The sequence below is a fragment of the Vibrio crassostreae genome (assembly GCF_041439375.1).
In the GTDB taxonomy this organism is placed as follows: Bacteria; Pseudomonadota; Gammaproteobacteria; order Enterobacterales; family Vibrionaceae; genus Vibrio; species Vibrio crassostreae_D.
Genome location: NZ_JBGONY010000001.1, coordinates 210,632 through 226,620, shown reverse-complemented (window position 1 = coordinate 226,620; position 15,989 = coordinate 210,632). Strand labels below are relative to the sequence as shown.

Annotated in this window: 13 protein-coding genes and 2 tRNA genes; 12 read left to right on the top strand and 3 right to left on the bottom strand. The window is 44.0% G+C overall.

Going from position 1 to position 15,989, the window contains the following annotated elements; translation table 11 throughout:
* The first annotated feature begins 182 nt into the window (after window positions 1–182).
* Entirely contained in the window at window positions 183–1,028 is an 846-nt protein-coding gene (locus tag ACED45_RS01055; protein WP_371713153.1) for a magnesium transporter, read from the top strand.
* A 104-nt stretch (window positions 1,029–1,132) separates the two neighbouring features.
* On the opposite strand, the gene dacB is transcribed toward ACED45_RS01055, so the two are convergent.
* Complete coding sequence (gene dacB, locus ACED45_RS01050; protein ID WP_371713152.1) at window positions 1,133–2,566, bottom strand: serine-type D-Ala-D-Ala carboxypeptidase; 1,434 nt, start codon at window positions 2,564–2,566, stop codon at window positions 1,133–1,135.
* 107 nt (window positions 2,567–2,673) lie between these two features.
* Window positions 2,674–3,678, bottom strand: a complete 1,005-nt coding sequence (locus ACED45_RS01045) for a porin (protein ID WP_371713151.1) — start codon at window positions 3,676–3,678, stop codon at window positions 2,674–2,676.
* 516 nt (window positions 3,679–4,194) lie between these two features.
* Between ACED45_RS01045 and greA the strand changes: the two genes are divergently transcribed.
* Window positions 4,195–4,668, top strand: coding sequence for a transcription elongation factor GreA (greA, locus tag ACED45_RS01040; protein ID WP_061018733.1), 474 nt, complete (start codon window positions 4,195–4,197; stop codon window positions 4,666–4,668).
* A 126-nt stretch (window positions 4,669–4,794) separates the two neighbouring features.
* Here the strand turns inward: greA and yhbY are convergent, their stop codons facing one another.
* A complete protein-coding gene (gene yhbY, locus ACED45_RS01035; RefSeq protein WP_004738252.1) occupies window positions 4,795–5,091 on the bottom strand; it encodes a ribosome assembly RNA-binding protein YhbY in 297 nt (98 codons plus the stop codon).
* A 114-nt stretch (window positions 5,092–5,205) separates the two neighbouring features.
* Here yhbY and rlmE point away from each other — a divergent pair, with 114 nt between their 5' ends.
* The 10 genes from rlmE (at window position 5,206) to infB (ending at window position 15,958) form a co-directional block, all read left to right on the top strand.
* Window positions 5,206–5,835, top strand: a complete 630-nt coding sequence (rlmE, locus tag ACED45_RS01030) for a 23S rRNA (uridine(2552)-2'-O)-methyltransferase RlmE (RefSeq protein WP_017059396.1) — start codon at window positions 5,206–5,208, stop codon at window positions 5,833–5,835.
* Window positions 5,836–5,942: 107 nt separating this feature from the next.
* Window positions 5,943–7,895 (top strand): ATP-dependent zinc metalloprotease FtsH, encoded by a 1,953-nt coding sequence (gene ftsH / locus ACED45_RS01025; protein ID WP_371713150.1) that lies wholly within the window; start codon window positions 5,943–5,945, stop codon window positions 7,893–7,895.
* Between the two features lie 88 nt (window positions 7,896–7,983).
* Window positions 7,984–8,814: a dihydropteroate synthase gene (gene folP / locus ACED45_RS01020; RefSeq protein ID WP_371713149.1), complete on the top strand. Its 831-nt coding sequence runs from the start codon at window positions 7,984–7,986 to the stop codon at window positions 8,812–8,814.
* A 21-nt stretch (window positions 8,815–8,835) separates the two neighbouring features.
* Window positions 8,836–10,176 carry a phosphoglucosamine mutase gene (glmM, locus tag ACED45_RS01015; protein ID WP_017059393.1) on the top strand — a complete coding sequence of 447 codons (1,341 nt, stop codon included), beginning with the start codon at window positions 8,836–8,838 and terminating at the stop codon, window positions 10,174–10,176.
* 292 nt (window positions 10,177–10,468) lie between these two features.
* Window positions 10,469–10,801, top strand: a complete 333-nt coding sequence (gene secG / locus ACED45_RS01010; protein ID WP_017059392.1) for a preprotein translocase subunit SecG — start codon at window positions 10,469–10,471, stop codon at window positions 10,799–10,801.
* Between the two features lie 16 nt (window positions 10,802–10,817).
* Window positions 10,818–10,902: transfer RNA gene (locus ACED45_RS01005), tRNA-Leu, on the top strand.
* A 53-nt stretch (window positions 10,903–10,955) separates the two neighbouring features.
* Window positions 10,956–11,032: transfer RNA gene (locus ACED45_RS01000), tRNA-Met, on the top strand.
* A gap of 234 nt (window positions 11,033–11,266) precedes the next feature.
* Entirely contained in the window at window positions 11,267–11,722 is a 456-nt protein-coding gene (gene rimP, locus ACED45_RS00995; RefSeq protein WP_004738265.1) for a ribosome maturation factor RimP, read from the top strand.
* 35 nt (window positions 11,723–11,757) lie between these two features.
* A complete protein-coding gene (gene nusA / locus ACED45_RS00990; RefSeq protein ID WP_017059230.1) occupies window positions 11,758–13,245 on the top strand; it encodes a transcription termination factor NusA in 1,488 nt (495 codons plus the stop codon).
* 22 nt (window positions 13,246–13,267) lie between these two features.
* Window positions 13,268–15,958 (top strand): translation initiation factor IF-2, encoded by a 2,691-nt coding sequence (infB, locus tag ACED45_RS00985; protein ID WP_055319587.1) that lies wholly within the window; start codon window positions 13,268–13,270, stop codon window positions 15,956–15,958.
* Window positions 15,959–15,989 lie beyond the last annotated feature (31 nt).

Here is a 15,989-nt window from a genome sequence, read left to right as displayed (position 1 = left end):
CGGGTAGGGTATCTTTGTTTTTCCCCCTCATTCTTTTCCACACACTAGATTCTAACAAGTAGACACACCAGTAGCTTTCAGTTCTTGGTGCGCATAAATCTATAAATCTATAAATCTATAAATCTATAAACTTATGCTATTTGTTTTGATGGTCGTTACCTTTGCCAATCGGGAGATTCGCCATGACGGTAATGAACAACACTTTTTTATCTATCGAAGCTTTGTACACAGAGCAAGACATCCAAGCTGTATCGAATGCCTTTCAACAGTATGGGCGTGAGCAACAAATTAACCTTTTAAATCGAATGCCACTTGAAGATGCGGTGTTAGTACTTGGGCAATGCTCTCTCAGTATTATTCAGACTTTACTTAGTGAGCTAGAAGAGCAGGGCTTTGAGAAGCGCTCTCGACATCTAGCTCACCAACTAGGGCTGATCTACTCAGAGGTTGAGCCTCAACAAGGTTACCTTTCAACTGGAGTGCTTAGCCACGTTAGGCAGCGTATCGGTTGGATTATTGCCTTAGCGCTGTTGGGGATTGTCTCTGGGCTTATCATTGCTCAGTATGAAGACATTCTCAGTCAGTTGGTACTTTTGGCAATTTACATGCCTGTAATTGCTGCTGCGGGTGGTAATACAGGCACACAAGCGGCGACTTTGGTCATCAGGGCTTTAGCCACGGGCGAGTTGAAGAAGCGCCAATGGGCGAACGTTTTATGGAAAGAACTTAGAGTTGCCATCTGCTTGGCGCTTGCGATTGCCTTGGTGATGATAGGCCGCATCTTACTGTTCAGTGACAACCAATCAACGGGTGGCTACGACATTAATATGATTGCTTACGCGATTGCTGTCGCTCTGTTTATTCAAGTGACAATATCAACCGTGCTTGGCGGTGGGTTACCGATAGTCGCTAGGCTATTTAAGCTTGATCCTGCGGTGTTAGTGAGTCCTGTACTCGCTTCGATAGTGGATATCTCAGGAATGTGGATCTACTTTACTGTCGTGAACTCATTCCTAGGAATTGCTTAAAAGCTTCTAAAAATAGCTAAAATACATCTTAGAAATGAAAATGGCGCTGAAGATCTTCAGCGCCATTTTTTATCGTGTAATTAACCGTTTACACACGTTAACCACTACTGAGATTCATTTTGTGTTTGACTGAATTCGACCACATCTTTGTAGAAAGCACGTTCAAACTGAGTGATTGGCGCTTCTACTGGCTTGTCTGGATCTTGTTCTTCTGGGAAGTAATCACGGACAAACTGCACAAACAGAGAGTTTGGATTCCCTGTTTTATCTAATCCGTATCCCGCCATGTTGTAACTGCCATATAAAGAACCGCTCTTTGCAACAATGTTGCCTTGGATCGGTGCTTTTCTCATGCTTTGACGGTATTTGAGCGTTCCATCAGTGCCAGATGTAGGCATAGCCTCAATCAGGTTGAGATGTTGGTCGTTTTCCCAGATATAACGAAGCACCTGTGCCATCGTCTGCGACCTCATTCGGTTATTTCTAGATAGCCCTGAACCATCGACGAGCTGCGCTTTACTGAGGTCAATATTAGCCTTGGTCAGCAATATCTGCTTTATCGCTTCAGTGCCGTTATTGAAGCTACCTGGTTGAACATAAAATGTCGCACCCAGAGTTTTAGTTAGATTATCTGCGATAAGGTTATCCGACTTCTTGAGCATGATATCGAGCAGTTCAGGAAGTTTCTCTGAGTTGTGACTAGCGACTAACGTGGTCTTGCCAGGTTTAGTTTTTTTACCAATAATCACATCACCTTTTACTTCTATTTTCAGTTCTTTGAGAAGCGATGTAACGACTTGATAGGTGTAAAGTTCTGGATTTTGAATCGCAAACTTGAGAGGGAGTGGCTTTTTACGCTCAACTAAGCAGCCAGAGAGCTTATAAGCGTTATCTGGCGTGGTGATTAGCTCTAAGTCGCATTGTGTTGCCTTCTGTCCAGAGCGAGTTACCGTGGCTGCAGAGGTTGTCACATCTATCGGGTAGTGAGCCGGAATATAGACCCGAGTGCTGCCGTTATCTTTTGTATAAATAGAGGCTTGTGCGCAATTGCTGTCTAATGTCATTGCACTCGAAGGCGCGCTGTAACAAACGCCTAGAATGTCCCAAGGCCAACCAACGGCTCGCTGATAGCCAGTAAAAGCTGAACTATCGAGATACAAGCTACCTTCGATGGTTTTAGATTGCGACTTAGCGTATTGAGCTAAAAGACTTTTTAGCTGTTCTCGTTGTAGTGTTGGGTCGCCACTAAATGAAATGATTGAGTCACTCCCAGAACGAACAATACTGGTCGTGTAGTGAAAGTCATCTCCTAACTCTAATTTGGCTGCCAAAGCCGTGACCAATTTTAAGGTACTGGCTGGTGGGTAAAAGCCATCAGTGTCGGTATTCATTTCATTTGAATTACCATTCAGTGATTCCAATATTAAGCTTGTGCTACTGCCATCGGGCAGTTTATCAAGAGGGACATATGCGAAAGCGTTAATTGAGAAAAGGCTAATGGAAAAACTACATAGAAGTTGGGTGGGTAGAAGGCGCATAGAAGATTTCTTGGATGGTTGATATTTTTAGTATACAGATATAAAAAACGCCCGCTAGATAGCGGGCGTTTTGATTCCATAGAACAAGCAGAGTGCTTGTTAACAGATTAGAATGCGTATTTTAGACCAAGACGCATAGTATCTTCGCCTTCAATTTTAACACCTTGAGCGTTTGATACGCTATCAAGGTTGTTTAGTTGGTAAGCAACATAAGCATTTAGGTTATTGTTGAATGCATAGTCACCAGTGATTTCGAAGAAATCACTTTTATCTTGAGATTTACCTAGTAGGTTATCTTCTTCAGTTTTTTGGTATGCACCCATTAGAGTGAAGCCGTTACCAAAGCCGTAAGTAGCTGCGAATTCCATACCGCTGAAGTCAGAGTTGTATTTGTCGTCTGCTTCACCAGTAGTGTATGTACCAGCTAGGTATAGAGAGTCTAGTGTGTAGTTAACACCAGCGATGATAGCGTTACCAGTACCTGCGTTTTCGCCATTGTCACCTGCTGAGTAACCAAGACCAAAGCCTAGGCCCATAGGAAGAGTGTAGATTGCAGATACGCCGTAAGCATCTGTGTCTTTGTCTTCACCAGCAACTAAACTTGCTTTTACTGTTAGAGCATCAACAAAGTTACCAGTGTAAAGGATTGTGTTGTTGATTTGCTCGTTACCAGCAGAGATGAATTCTTTTTGAGCACCAGTAAATGTCGTTACGTCAGACATTTGAGAGATTTGTACTGCTGCTGTATCTTGACGACCGAATGATACTGCGCCGAAGTCACCTTGAAGACCAGCAAACATGTAACGTTGTTTGAAAGTGTCGTTCGCGTCATTGCTGCTAGAAGAGTTCACTGTTTGTTCAGCTTCGTAGAAACCAAAACCGCTTAGTGATTCGTTGATTTCTGTAGTACCACCAACGTTTAGACGGAAACGACTGTTGTTAGCCATTGTGCCTTCAATTTCTTCACCACCGTTACCAATGAAATCACCACGGAATTCCGCGCGACCACCAACGTTTAGTTCTGTGCCATCTTGGCTGTATACGTTAGCTGCATTTGCGCCAGCTGATACTGTTGCTGCTACTGCTAGAGCGATCAGAGTCTTGTTATTCATGTTATTAATTCCTAATTACTGTCCATAAAGGTATTTATTAAGGATTTGAATCCTTTTAGTGTCTTGCCTGTATTAATCAGGCTTCATAACCATGATTAGGTCAGAACGCTAAAAAATGCCAGTGCAATCCATGAGTTACTTTTTACCCCTAAAGTTCCTTTGCTAGTTAGTAAAATGATATAAATTGAAAAACTGAACACTGTTTTATTGTATTTGTTTATGTTTAAATTATTGTTTTAATGGTTTTTTTTTAGAAGTGTGATCTGCGTTTGTTTGGTTTGTTTTTGTTTTTTTTTAGGTATTTTATTGCTGGCTTATTGATGGGGAGGTTATTATTCATTTTTGTGATGTCTGTAATTTAGAGCTAGATAAAGCTTTTATAAGACAAAGTGGAATAAAGGTGATTTAGCCATCAAGTTTGTTTACACTAAGCCAAATCGTTTTGTTTCTACCACCCAATAAGTATGTTGGGTGGATTTATGTTGGCCAAAGAAAGCTTTGGCATAGAGGTAAAAAATGGAAAAGGTTCCAATGACAGTACGTGGCGCTCAGCAGCTACGTGACGAATTAGATCGCCTACTTAAGCTACGTCCTATTATTTCAGCAGCTATTGGTGAAGCACGTGAACTCGGTGATTTGAAAGAGAATGCAGAGTACCACGCCGCTCGTGAAGAGCAGGGTATCTGTGAAGCTCAAATTCGAGATATAGAATATAAGCTATCGCTAGCTCAGATCATCGATGTAACTCAGATGGATAATACGGGTAAGATTATCTTTGGTACGACAGTAACTTTGATCGATGTCGATACGGATGAAGAATTCCGTTACCAGATCGTTTCTGAAGATGAAGCTGACATCAAAACTGGTCGTATTTCTGTGAAATCACCAATTGCACGTGGTCTTATTGGTAAGATGGAAGGCGATGAGGTTATTATCTCTACACCTGGTGGCGATAAAGATTTCGAAATCGACAAAGTAGAATATATCTAATTGAATTTTCTTTGTTTCTGATAAGTAAAAAGGTCGCTTAATGCGACCTTTTTCGTTTCTCACGCTACACTAAAAGATAAGCGCTATGGCTTTCTCTTAGTGGAAGTTAGCTTATATTAAGCTCGCTTATTTACGTGGAATCTCGATTTTACGTGCTTCTGACTGACGGAATAGTACTAGAACTTTACCGATAGTCTGTACTTTTTCAGCTTTAGTTTCACGTACAATTGCATCGATAATCAGTTGCTTAGTCTCACGGTCTTCTGATGCAACTTTAATCTTGATCAGTTCGTGGTGGTCTAGAGCTAATTCGATTTCCGCTAGAACAGCTTCAGTAAGTCCATTTGCGCCCATTAGCACAACAGGTTTTAAACTGTGAGCTAGGCCCTTTAGATGCTGCTTTTGTTTGGTACTTAGGTTCATTACGCGGCCAATTTTCTTTACTATTAGGGTTGAAAAAACCTATTTTAACGCCATCTAAAGCTGAAGACTATAATTTATTCAGCAATTAGTACTTTCCTCCAATTTAGGTATCCAATGAGCAAACAGAAACACTCGGCCAGTTCAGGCCGTTGGTTGAAGGAACACTTCGACGACAAGTACGCAAATGAAGCTAGAAAGAAAGGCTATCGTTCACGTGCTTATTTCAAAATGGAAGAGATTCAAACGAAAGATAAATTGCTGTCTCCTGGGATGACCATTGTGGATTTGGGTGCAGCGCCTGGCGGTTGGTCTCAATATGCTGCTAAGATTGTTGGAGACAACGGACAAATCATTGCGTGTGATTTGTTACCAATGGACCCGATTGCTGGTGTTAGCTTTTTACAAGGCGATTTCCGCGAAGAAGCAGTGCTAGATGCCTTGTTGGAGCGTATACAACCAAACATGGTTGATGTCGTGATGTCAGATATGGCACCGAATATAGCAGGCAACAATTCTGTGGATCAGCCAAGAGCTATGTATTTAGTTGAATTAGCTTTGGATATGTGTCGACAAGTTCTAGCTACCAATGGTAGTTTTGTTGTAAAAGTATTCCAAGGCGAAGGGTTTGACCAATACGTTAAGGACGTCCGAGAGATGTTTAAAACAGTAAAAGTCAGAAAACCCGACTCTTCTCGAGCTCGATCTCGTGAAGTGTTTATCGTAGCCACTGGTTACAAAGGTTAACGATTCTCTTCCAATAGTGAGAGTTAACAACATGGCTACAGGTTACAAACTGTAGTACCCTACCTTTAATTACAATTAGTTATCGAGAGGCTTACACCTTGAGTGACATGGCAAAAAATTTAATTCTGTGGCTTGTTATCGCGGTAGTGTTGATGTCGGTATTCCAGAGCTTTGGCCCTGGAGAAAGTAACGGCAGAGCAGTAGATTACACCACGTTTGTACAGGAAGTTGGCCAAGGCCAGATTCAAGACGCACAGTTCAATAACAGCGAAATCACTTTCACACGTCGTGGTGGTGGTTCTAAGTATGTAACTTACATGCCTGTTTATGATCAAAAGCTACTTGATGACTTAATTAATCAAAACGTAAAAGTTCAGGGTACACCACCTGAAGAACAGAGCCTGCTTGGCACTATCTTCATCTCATGGTTCCCAATGATCTTACTGATTGGTGTATGGATTTTCTTCATGCGTCAAATGCAAGGCGGTGGCGGCGGTAAAGGCGCGATGTCTTTCGGTAAGAGTAAAGCTCGAATGATGAGCGAAGAACAAATTAAAACGATGTTTGCTGATGTTGCTGGTTGTGACGAAGCAAAAGAAGACGTGAAAGAGCTTGTGGATTACCTTCGTGACCCAAGCCGCTTCCAAAAGCTAGGTGGTAAGATCCCGACAGGTATCTTGTTGGTTGGTCCTCCTGGTACGGGTAAAACATTGCTTGCAAAAGCGATTGCCGGTGAAGCGAAAGTACCGTTCTTTACTATCTCTGGTTCTGACTTCGTTGAAATGTTTGTTGGTGTTGGTGCATCTCGTGTGCGTGACATGTTCGAACAAGCGAAGAAAGCGGCACCTTGTATCATCTTTATCGATGAAATTGATGCTGTCGGTCGTCAACGTGGCGCTGGTGTTGGTGGTGGTCACGATGAGCGTGAACAAACACTAAACCAAATGCTGGTTGAGATGGATGGCTTCGAAGGTAACGAAGGTATTATCGTTATTGCTGCGACTAACCGTCCAGACGTACTGGACCCTGCATTACTTCGTCCTGGTCGTTTTGACCGTCAAGTTGTGGTTGGTCTGCCAGATGTACGTGGTCGTGAACAGATTCTTAAAGTACACATGCGTAAAGTGCCACTATCGGGTGATGTTGAACCATCTCTGATTGCTCGTGGTACTCCAGGTTTCTCTGGTGCAGATCTTGCGAACCTTGTGAACGAAGCGGCGCTGTTTGCTGCTCGTGGTAACAAGCGCAATGTATCTATGGTTGAGTTCGAACTAGCTAAAGACAAAATCATGATGGGTGCAGAGCGCCGTTCAATGGTGATGTCTGAAGAAGTGAAAGAGTCAACGGCTTACCACGAAGCGGGTCACGCAATTGTTGGTCGCTTGGTGCCTGAACACGATCCAGTGTACAAGGTTTCAATCATTCCACGTGGTCGTGCGCTTGGTGTAACTATGTACCTACCTGAGCAAGACCGCGTAAGTATGTCTCGCCAACATCTAGAATCAATGATCTCTAGTTTGTACGGTGGTCGTCTTGCTGAAGAGCTTATCTACGGTAAAGACAAAGTTTCGACTGGTGCGTCTAACGATATCGAACGTGCAACTGATATTGCTCGTAAGATGGTAACGCAGTGGGGCTTCTCAGAAAAACTGGGTCCTCTTCTATATGCAGAAGAAGAAGGTGAAGTTTTCCTAGGTCGCGGCATGAGCCAAGCGAAACATGTTTCTGACGATACGACTAAGCTGATCGATGAAGAAATTCGTATTCTAATCGACCGTAACTATGCTCGTGCGAAGCAAATTCTTGAAGAGAACATGGATATCATGCACTCGATGAAAGACGCGCTAATGAAGTTTGAAACGATTGATGCAGGTCAGATTGATGACTTGATGGAACGTAAAGACGACATTCGTGAGCCAGCTGGTTGGGGTGATCAGGCGAAAGCAGAACCTGCAAAGGAAGAAGCTAAACCTGAAGCGAAATCAGAAGAAGCAACAGCCGAACCAAAAGCTGAAGAAGTTAAATCTGAAACAGATGATGCTCAAAACAAAGATTCTTAATTGCTAAGCTTTAAATTAAAACCCTGAGTACGCTCAGGGTTTTTCTGTTTCTAGCCCAAGATGTTTTTACCTTTAAGACCCACCTTCCATGATATTAAAAGCACATAATAAAACGCTCGTTTTAGACCGCCCACATGTGATGGGTATCCTCAATGTTACGCCTGACTCTTTCTCTGATGGCGGGAAATTCAATTCATTAGATAATGCTTTACTGCAAGCAGAGCGAATGATTCAAGCAGGTGTTAGCATTATTGACATTGGTGGTGAGTCAACTCGCCCGGGAGCACCTGACGTATCTTTAGAAGAAGAGCTCGCTCGCGTTATACCTGCCATTAAAGCAATTCGCGCCAAGTTCGATGTGTGGATCTCTATTGATACCAGTAAAGCTGAAGTGATGCGCCAAGCCGTTGAAGCAGGGGCTGATTTGATCAATGATGTGCGCGCATTGCAAGAGCCCGGAGCTCTAGAGGCAGCCGCCGATGCTAATGTGCCAGTTTGCCTGATGCACATGAAAGGTCAGCCAAGAACCATGCAAGCCAACCCAAATTACGATGATGTCCTAACGGATGTTGAAGCGTTCTTAAAAGAAAGGGTAGAAGCGTGTGAGGCTGTTGGCATATCAAAAGATCAGCTGATTTTGGATCCTGGTTTTGGTTTTGGTAAAACCATTGAGCATAATTACCACCTATTAGCGCACCTTGAAAAATTTCACACGCTTGGGTTGCCAGTCTTAGCGGGGATTTCGAGAAAGTCGATGATCTTTAAGCTACTAGACAAAGCTCCAGCAGATTGCATGGTTGCTAGCGTCACTTGCGCTACCATCGCTGCAATCAAAGGTGCACAAATTATTCGCGTTCACGATGTTGAAGATACATTGGAAGCGATGAAGATAATCGAAGTGATGAATAACAATCACTAATCATAATTAAGGAAAATCAATATGTCTGATAAGAGACGTTACTTCGGCACAGATGGTGTACGTGGCAAAGTTGGCCAATACCCGATTACACCTGATTTTGTTCTGAAGCTTGGCTGGGCTGCGGGTCGTGTTCTTGCGAAACAGGGCACTAAGAAAGTCATTATTGGTAAAGATACTCGTATCTCTGGCTACATGCTGGAGTCTGCTCTAGAAGCTGGTCTCGCTGCTGCGGGTCTTCAGGCTACTTTTACTGGCCCAATGCCAACACCAGCCGTGGCTTACCTAACACAAACGTTCCGCGCTGAAGCTGGTATTGTTATCTCAGCATCACACAACCCTTACTACGATAACGGTATTAAGTTCTTCTCTTCTGAGGGAACAAAACTACCGGACGATATCGAGTTGGCGATTGAAGCTGAACTGGACAAAGACATTGAATGCGTTGATTCTTCGGAGCTAGGCAAAGCCGTACGTTTGAACGATGCCGCTGGCCGTTACATCGAGTTCTGTAAAAGTACGTTCCCACATAAAATGACATTAGCTGGCATGAAGATCGTTATCGATTGTGCCCATGGTGCCACTTACCACATTGCGCCTGCTGTATTTAAAGAGCTGGGTGCTGAGGTTGTGGCTATTGGTGTTGAGCCAAATGGTACGAACATCAACCACGAAGTAGGCGCGACGGATGTACGTGCTCTGCAAGCTAAAGTGCTTGAAGAAAAAGCGGCATTAGGTCTGGGCTTTGATGGTGACGGCGACCGTATCATCATGGTTGACGAGCTAGGCAACAAAGTTGATGGTGACCAAATCGCTTACATCATTGCTCGTGATGCACTGCGTCGTGGTGAGTTGAAAGGTGGTGTTGTTGGTACACTAATGACCAACCTTGGTATGGAAAATGGCCTTAAGCAGTTAGGTATTCCGTTTGTTCGTGCTGCAGTTGGTGACCGTTACGTAATGGAGCAACTTCTTGCTAAAGGCTGGAAGATTGGAGCAGAGAACTCTGGTCACGTTATCCTATTAGATAAAGTAACGACGGGTGATGCTATCGTTGCTGCGCTGCAAGTATTAGCTTCAGTTGTTGATAGCGAAATGACTCTGAACGAGCTGTCTCAGGGCATGACGTTGTACCCGCAAGTTCTAGAAAACGTTCGTTTCAGTGGAGACTCAAACCCACTAGAAGCAGAAGCAGTAAAAGCAGCTGTTGTTGAAGTTGAAGCTGAACTTGGCGAGAAAGGTCGTGTGCTATTACGTAAGTCTGGTACAGAGCCACTATTGCGTGTGATGGTTGAAGGCGAAGATGCTGAGCTTGTTCAAGCATCCGCGCTTAAGATTGCCGATGCAGTAAAAGCAAACTGCTAATTTAACCTTTTACTAAACAGGCGCAATGAATAGCGCCTGTGATTAGAAGTGATTGACTTATATAACGGTCAAGATATAACGGTCAAAAGAGACGTAAATGAGTTTTGTGTCGCTTTTGACCTTTTTTTGACCATTCACTTGGTAAAGGCTTATTTTTTAGCAAATTCTCCTTGTCAGCCATCGTCGCATTCGCTAGTATTGCTCGGCCTTCAGTTAGGAGGTCGCTAGCCTTGTTCTTAAAAATAGTTTTTTGAACGGCGCTGGCTCAACAATTAGGAACATAGGTGGAAAAATGTTTACAGTTCTACTTGTGATTTACCTGTTGGCAGCGCTTGGTGTAATTGGCCTAGTGTTGATTCAACAAGGTAAAGGCGCAGATATGGGAGCCTCTTTCGGTGCTGGCGCTTCAAACACTGTGTTTGGTGCTGGTGGCTCAGGAAATTTCCTTACCCGAATGACTGCAATTTTTGCAACTACATTTTTTATCCTTAGCTTAGTGCTTGGTAATATGTCTACACATAAAACTGAGTCACAATGGATTGACCCGACTCAAGGTCAGGTAATTCAACAAGCTGATGATGCAGTGAGTGAAGTTCCGGCGCAAGGCGACGAAATTCCACAATAATCTGTAAAGATTTGATGCCGAGATGGTGAAATTGGTAGACACGCTAGCATGAGGTGCTAGTGCCTTAGGGTGTGAGGGTTCGAGTCCCTCTCTCGGCACCATGTTTACAAACTTGTAAAACATCTTGTTGGGCGTATAATGCTCGCAAGTCGGACGCGGGATGGAGCAGTTTGGTAGCTCGTCGGGCTCATAACCCGAAGGTCGTCGGTTCAAATCCGGCTCCCGCAACCAATTTCAATGCTATTATATAGCTTGTATTGGTAGCAAGTTTGCACAGTGTGAACCTCACTGTGAGTTAAGTGTGATATCGAATGTGATGGCACTTAACATATAAGGGTCCAGCAACAAAAACCCCGGCTTATACGGGGTTTTTTGTTATCTAAGCATTTATAAATGCGCTTAGATAATGTTTGCTTGGAATTTAAATTGGGCTTTGAGCCCTTTTTTTGTTTCTGGAGTGGTTAAATGACTGGTTTAGAAAGACAACTTACTGAAATGCTTGACGCTCCAGTAGCAGCATCAGGTTATGAGTTAGTTGGATTAGAATTTATTCGTGCTGGTGAGCACTCAACGCTACGTATTTACATCGATTCACCAAACGGTATCAATGTAGATGATTGCGCTGAAGTTAGTCACCAAGTAAGTGCCGTAATGGACGTTGAAGATCCAATTTCAGTGGCTTATAACCTTGAAGTGTCTTCACCAGGTTTAGAGAGACCACTGTTCAAAGCAGAGCATTACCAACAATTTATTGGTCACGAGGTAAGCATCGTTTTGAAAATGGCTGTCGGCAACCGTCGTAAATGGAAAGGTGATATCCAATCTATCGAAGGCGAGACAGTGAAAGTATTGGTTGAAGGACAAGAAGAAGAATTCGTCCTGAGCAATATTGCGAAAGCTAACCTGATCCCTAAATTTTAGTTCTCCTAGAGAGAAGAGCTTAAGAGGCTAGATTAATGAACAAAGAAATTTTGGCGGTAGTAGAAGCTGTTTCTAATGAGAAAGCAGTTCCTCGTGAGCGTATTTTTGAAGCGCTTGAAATCGCGCTTGCAACGGCAACAAAAAAGAAAAGCGAACTAGAAATTGAAGTTCGTGTTGAAATCGACCGTAAAACGGGTGATTTCGAAACTTTCCGTCGTTGGGAAGCTGTTGAGGAAGTTGAATTCCCAACAAAAGAAATCTCTATTGAAGCTGCAAAGTACGATGACCCAGAGATCGAACTTGGCGGTTTCATTGAAGATGACATCGAATCAGTAACGTTTGACCGTATTACCACTCAAACGGCTAAGCAAGTTATCGTACAGAAAGTACGTGAAGCTGAACGCGCTCAAATCGTTGAACAGTTTATTGATAACGAAGGCGAGCTAGTAACTGGTGCAGTTAAGAAAGTTAACCGTGACACTATTATCCTAGACCTAGGTAACAACGCTGAAGCGGTAATCCTTCGTGATGACCAACTTCCTCGTGAAAACTTCCGTCCAGGTGACCGTGTTCGTGGTCTTCTTTACGCAGTTAAACCAGAAGCTCGCGGTTTCCAGCTTTTCGTTACTCGTTCGAAGCCAGAAATGCTAGCTGAACTATTCCGTGTTGAAGTGCCTGAGATTGGTGAAGAGCTAATTGAACTTAAAGGTGCTGCACGTGACGCGGGTTCTCGTGCTAAAATCGCTGTGAAAACAAACGACAAACGTATTGACCCAGTTGGTGCGTGTGTTGGTATGCGTGGTGCACGTGTACAAGCTGTTTCTAACGATCTTGGCGGTGAGCGTATTGATATCGTTCTTTGGGATGATAACCCGGCTCAATTCGTAATCAACGCAATGGCTCCTGCTGATGTTGCTTCAATCATCGTTGATGAAGACGCACACTCTATGGATATCGCTGTTGAAGCGGATAACCTAGCACAAGCTATCGGTCGTAGCGGTCAAAACGTACGTCTAGCTTCTCAACTGACTGGTTGGGAACTGAACGTAATGACTGTTGCTGACCTTGAGAAGAAGCACCAAGAAGAAGCAGTTGCTTCTATTGAAAACTTCATGAAGCACCTAGACATTGAAGAAGACTTCGCTCAAATGCTTGTTGAAGAAGGCTTCTCTACGCTTGAAGAAGTAGCATACGTTCCTGTGAACGAGCTTCTTGAAGTAGATGGTCTAGATGAAGGTATCGTTGAAGAACTACGTAACCGCGCGAAAGACGCACTGACTACTCTAGCGCTAGCGAAAGAAGAAACTTTCGATGGTGTTGAGCCTGCTGAAGACTTACTTGCACTTGAAGGTCTTGAGCGTGAAATGGCTTACAAGCTAGCAGCAAAAGGCGTTGCGACATTGGAAGACCTAGCTGACCAAGGCGTTGATGAACTAGAAGGCATCGAAGACCTAACTGCAGAGCGTGCAGGCGAGCTAATTATGGCTGCGCGTAACATCTGTTGGTTCGGCGACGAAGAATAATTCAGCAAGGAGAGAAAGCGGTATGACACAATTAACAGTTAAAGCACTGAGTGAAGAGATTGGTACGCCAGTTGACCGCTTAATTGAACAACTTGCTGATGCAGGCATGAAGAAATCAGGGTCGGATCAAGTGACTGATTCAGAGAAGCAAACATTGCTAACGCACCTTAAAAAGGAGCACGGCGATACTTCTGGTGAAACAGAACCGACTCGTTTAACTCTTCAACGCAAGACCCGCAGCACGCTAAGTGTTGCCGCTGGAGGCGGTAAGAGTAAGGATGTTCAAGTAGAGGTACGTAAAAAACGTACTTACGTGAAGCGCAGCACTATTGAAGATGAAGCGAAACGTGAAGCTGAGGAAGCGGCTAATCGTGAAGCGGAAGAGAAAGCACAACGCGATGCTGAAGAGCAAGCGAAACGTGATGCTGCAGAGAAAGCACAGCGCGAAGCCGAAGAAAAAGTAACACGTGAAGCGGATGCAAAACGTGAAGCTGAAGAGAAGGCTCAACGCGCACAAGCTGAAAAGGCTAAAAAAGACATGAATTCAAAAAATGCAGACGCTAACGCACAAGCGAAAAAAGAAGCGGATGAACTTAAAGCTCGTCAAGAGCTAGAAGCAACTCGTAAAGCAGAAGCTGAAGCAGCTAAGCTTGTTGAAGAAGCTCGTAAGTTAGCAGAAGAGAACCAAGAACGTTGGTCTGAAGAAGAGAAGAAGAAGAAAGAGCAAGAGAAATCTGCGGATTACCATGTGACTACTTCTACTTACGCTCGTGAAGCTGAAGATGCGGCAGATAAGAAAGATGAGAAAGCACCTCGTCGTCGCAAGAAGAAAGCAGCTCCTGCTAACCAACCTGCAAACAACCGTGGTGGTCGTAACCAACGTGGTCGTGGCGGTAAAGGTAAGCTTGCTAAACCAACTTCAATGCAGCAAGGCTTCGATAAGTCAGCGACTGTTGCTAAATCTGACGTTGCTATCGGCGAAACTATCGTTGTTTCTGAACTGGCGAGCAAAATGTCAGTTAAAGCAACTGAAGTTATCAAAGTAATGATGAAGATGGGCGCTATGGCGACTATCAACCAAGTGATCGACCAAGAAACAGCACAACTTGTTGCTGAAGAAATGGGTCACAAGGTAATCCTGCGTAAAGAAAACGAACTTGAAGAAGCAGTACTAGCTGACCGTGATAGCGATGCTATCGCTGAAGGTCGTGCTCCTGTTGTTACTATCATGGGTCACGTTGACCACGGTAAAACTTCAACACTTGATTACATTCGTAAAGCACACGTTGCTTCTGGCGAAGCTGGCGGTATCACGCAGCACATTGGTGCTTACCACGTAGATACTGACAACGGCATGATCACTTTCCTTGATACTCCTGGACACGCGGCGTTTACCGCTATGCGTGCTCGTGGTGCTCAAGCGACAGATATCGTTGTACTTGTAGTTGCAGCAGACGATGGCGTAATGCCACAAACAATCGAAGCAATCCAGCACGCGAAAGCGGCAGGCGTTCCTCTGATTGTTGCTGTGAACAAGATCGATAAAGAAGGTGCAAACCCAGACAACGTTAAGAATGAGCTAGCTCAATACGACGTTATCCCTGAAGAGTGGGGCGGTGAGAACATCTTCGTTCACATCTCTGCAAAACAGGGTACAAACATCGATGGTCTTCTAGAAGCAATCCTTCTTCAGTCTGAAGTTCTTGAGCTTACAGCGGTTAAAGAAGGCATGGCGTCTGGTGTTGTTGTTGAATCTCGTCTTGATAAAGGTCGCGGTCCAGTTGCAACAGTACTAGTACAGTCTGGTACTCTAAACAAAGGCGACATCGTTCTTTGTGGTCAAGAGTACGGCCGTGTTCGTGCAATGCGCGATGAGAACGGCAGAGACATCGAAACTGCAGGTCCATCTATCCCTGTAGAAATTCTAGGTCTTTCTGGCGTACCTGCGTCAGGTGACGAAGCGACTGTTGTACGTGATGAGCGTAAAGCACGTGAAGTTGCTAACTACCGTCAAGGTAAATTCCGTGATGTTAAACTAGCTCGCCAACAAAAAGCGAAACTAGAGAACATGTTCGCGAACATGACGGCGGGTGAAGTTGCTGAACTTAACGTTGTACTTAAAGCTGACGTTCAAGGTTCTGTAGAAGCGATTGCTGACTCTCTACTGAAACTATCAACTGACGAAGTTAAAGTGAACATCGTAGGTTCTGGTGTTGGTGGTATTACTGAAACTGATGCAACGCTTGCAGCAGCTTCTAACGCTATCATCCTTGGTTTCAACGTTCGTGCTGACGCAACTGCACGTAACACGGTTCAGAACGAAAACCTAGATCTACGTTACTACTCAATCATTTACCAACTGATTGACGAAGTTAAACAGGCGATGGGCGGTATGCTTGCTCCTGAATTCCGTCAAGAGATCATTGGTCTTGCACAAGTTCGTGACGTATTTAAGTCGCCTAAACTTGGTGCAATCGCTGGTTGTATCGTTACTGAAGGTACGATTAAGCGTAGCAACCCAATCCGTGTACTTCGTGAAAACGTTGTTATCTACGAAGGTGAACTAGAGTCACTTCGTCGCTTTAAAGATGACGTTCAAGAAGTTAAGAACGGTTACGAATGTGGTGTCGGCGTTAAGAACTACAACGACGTTCGCGTTGGTGACCAGATCGAAGTCTTCGAAATCGTTGAGGTTAAACGTACTCTAGACTAATCAGTCTGTACGACTCGACATATTGACTAAG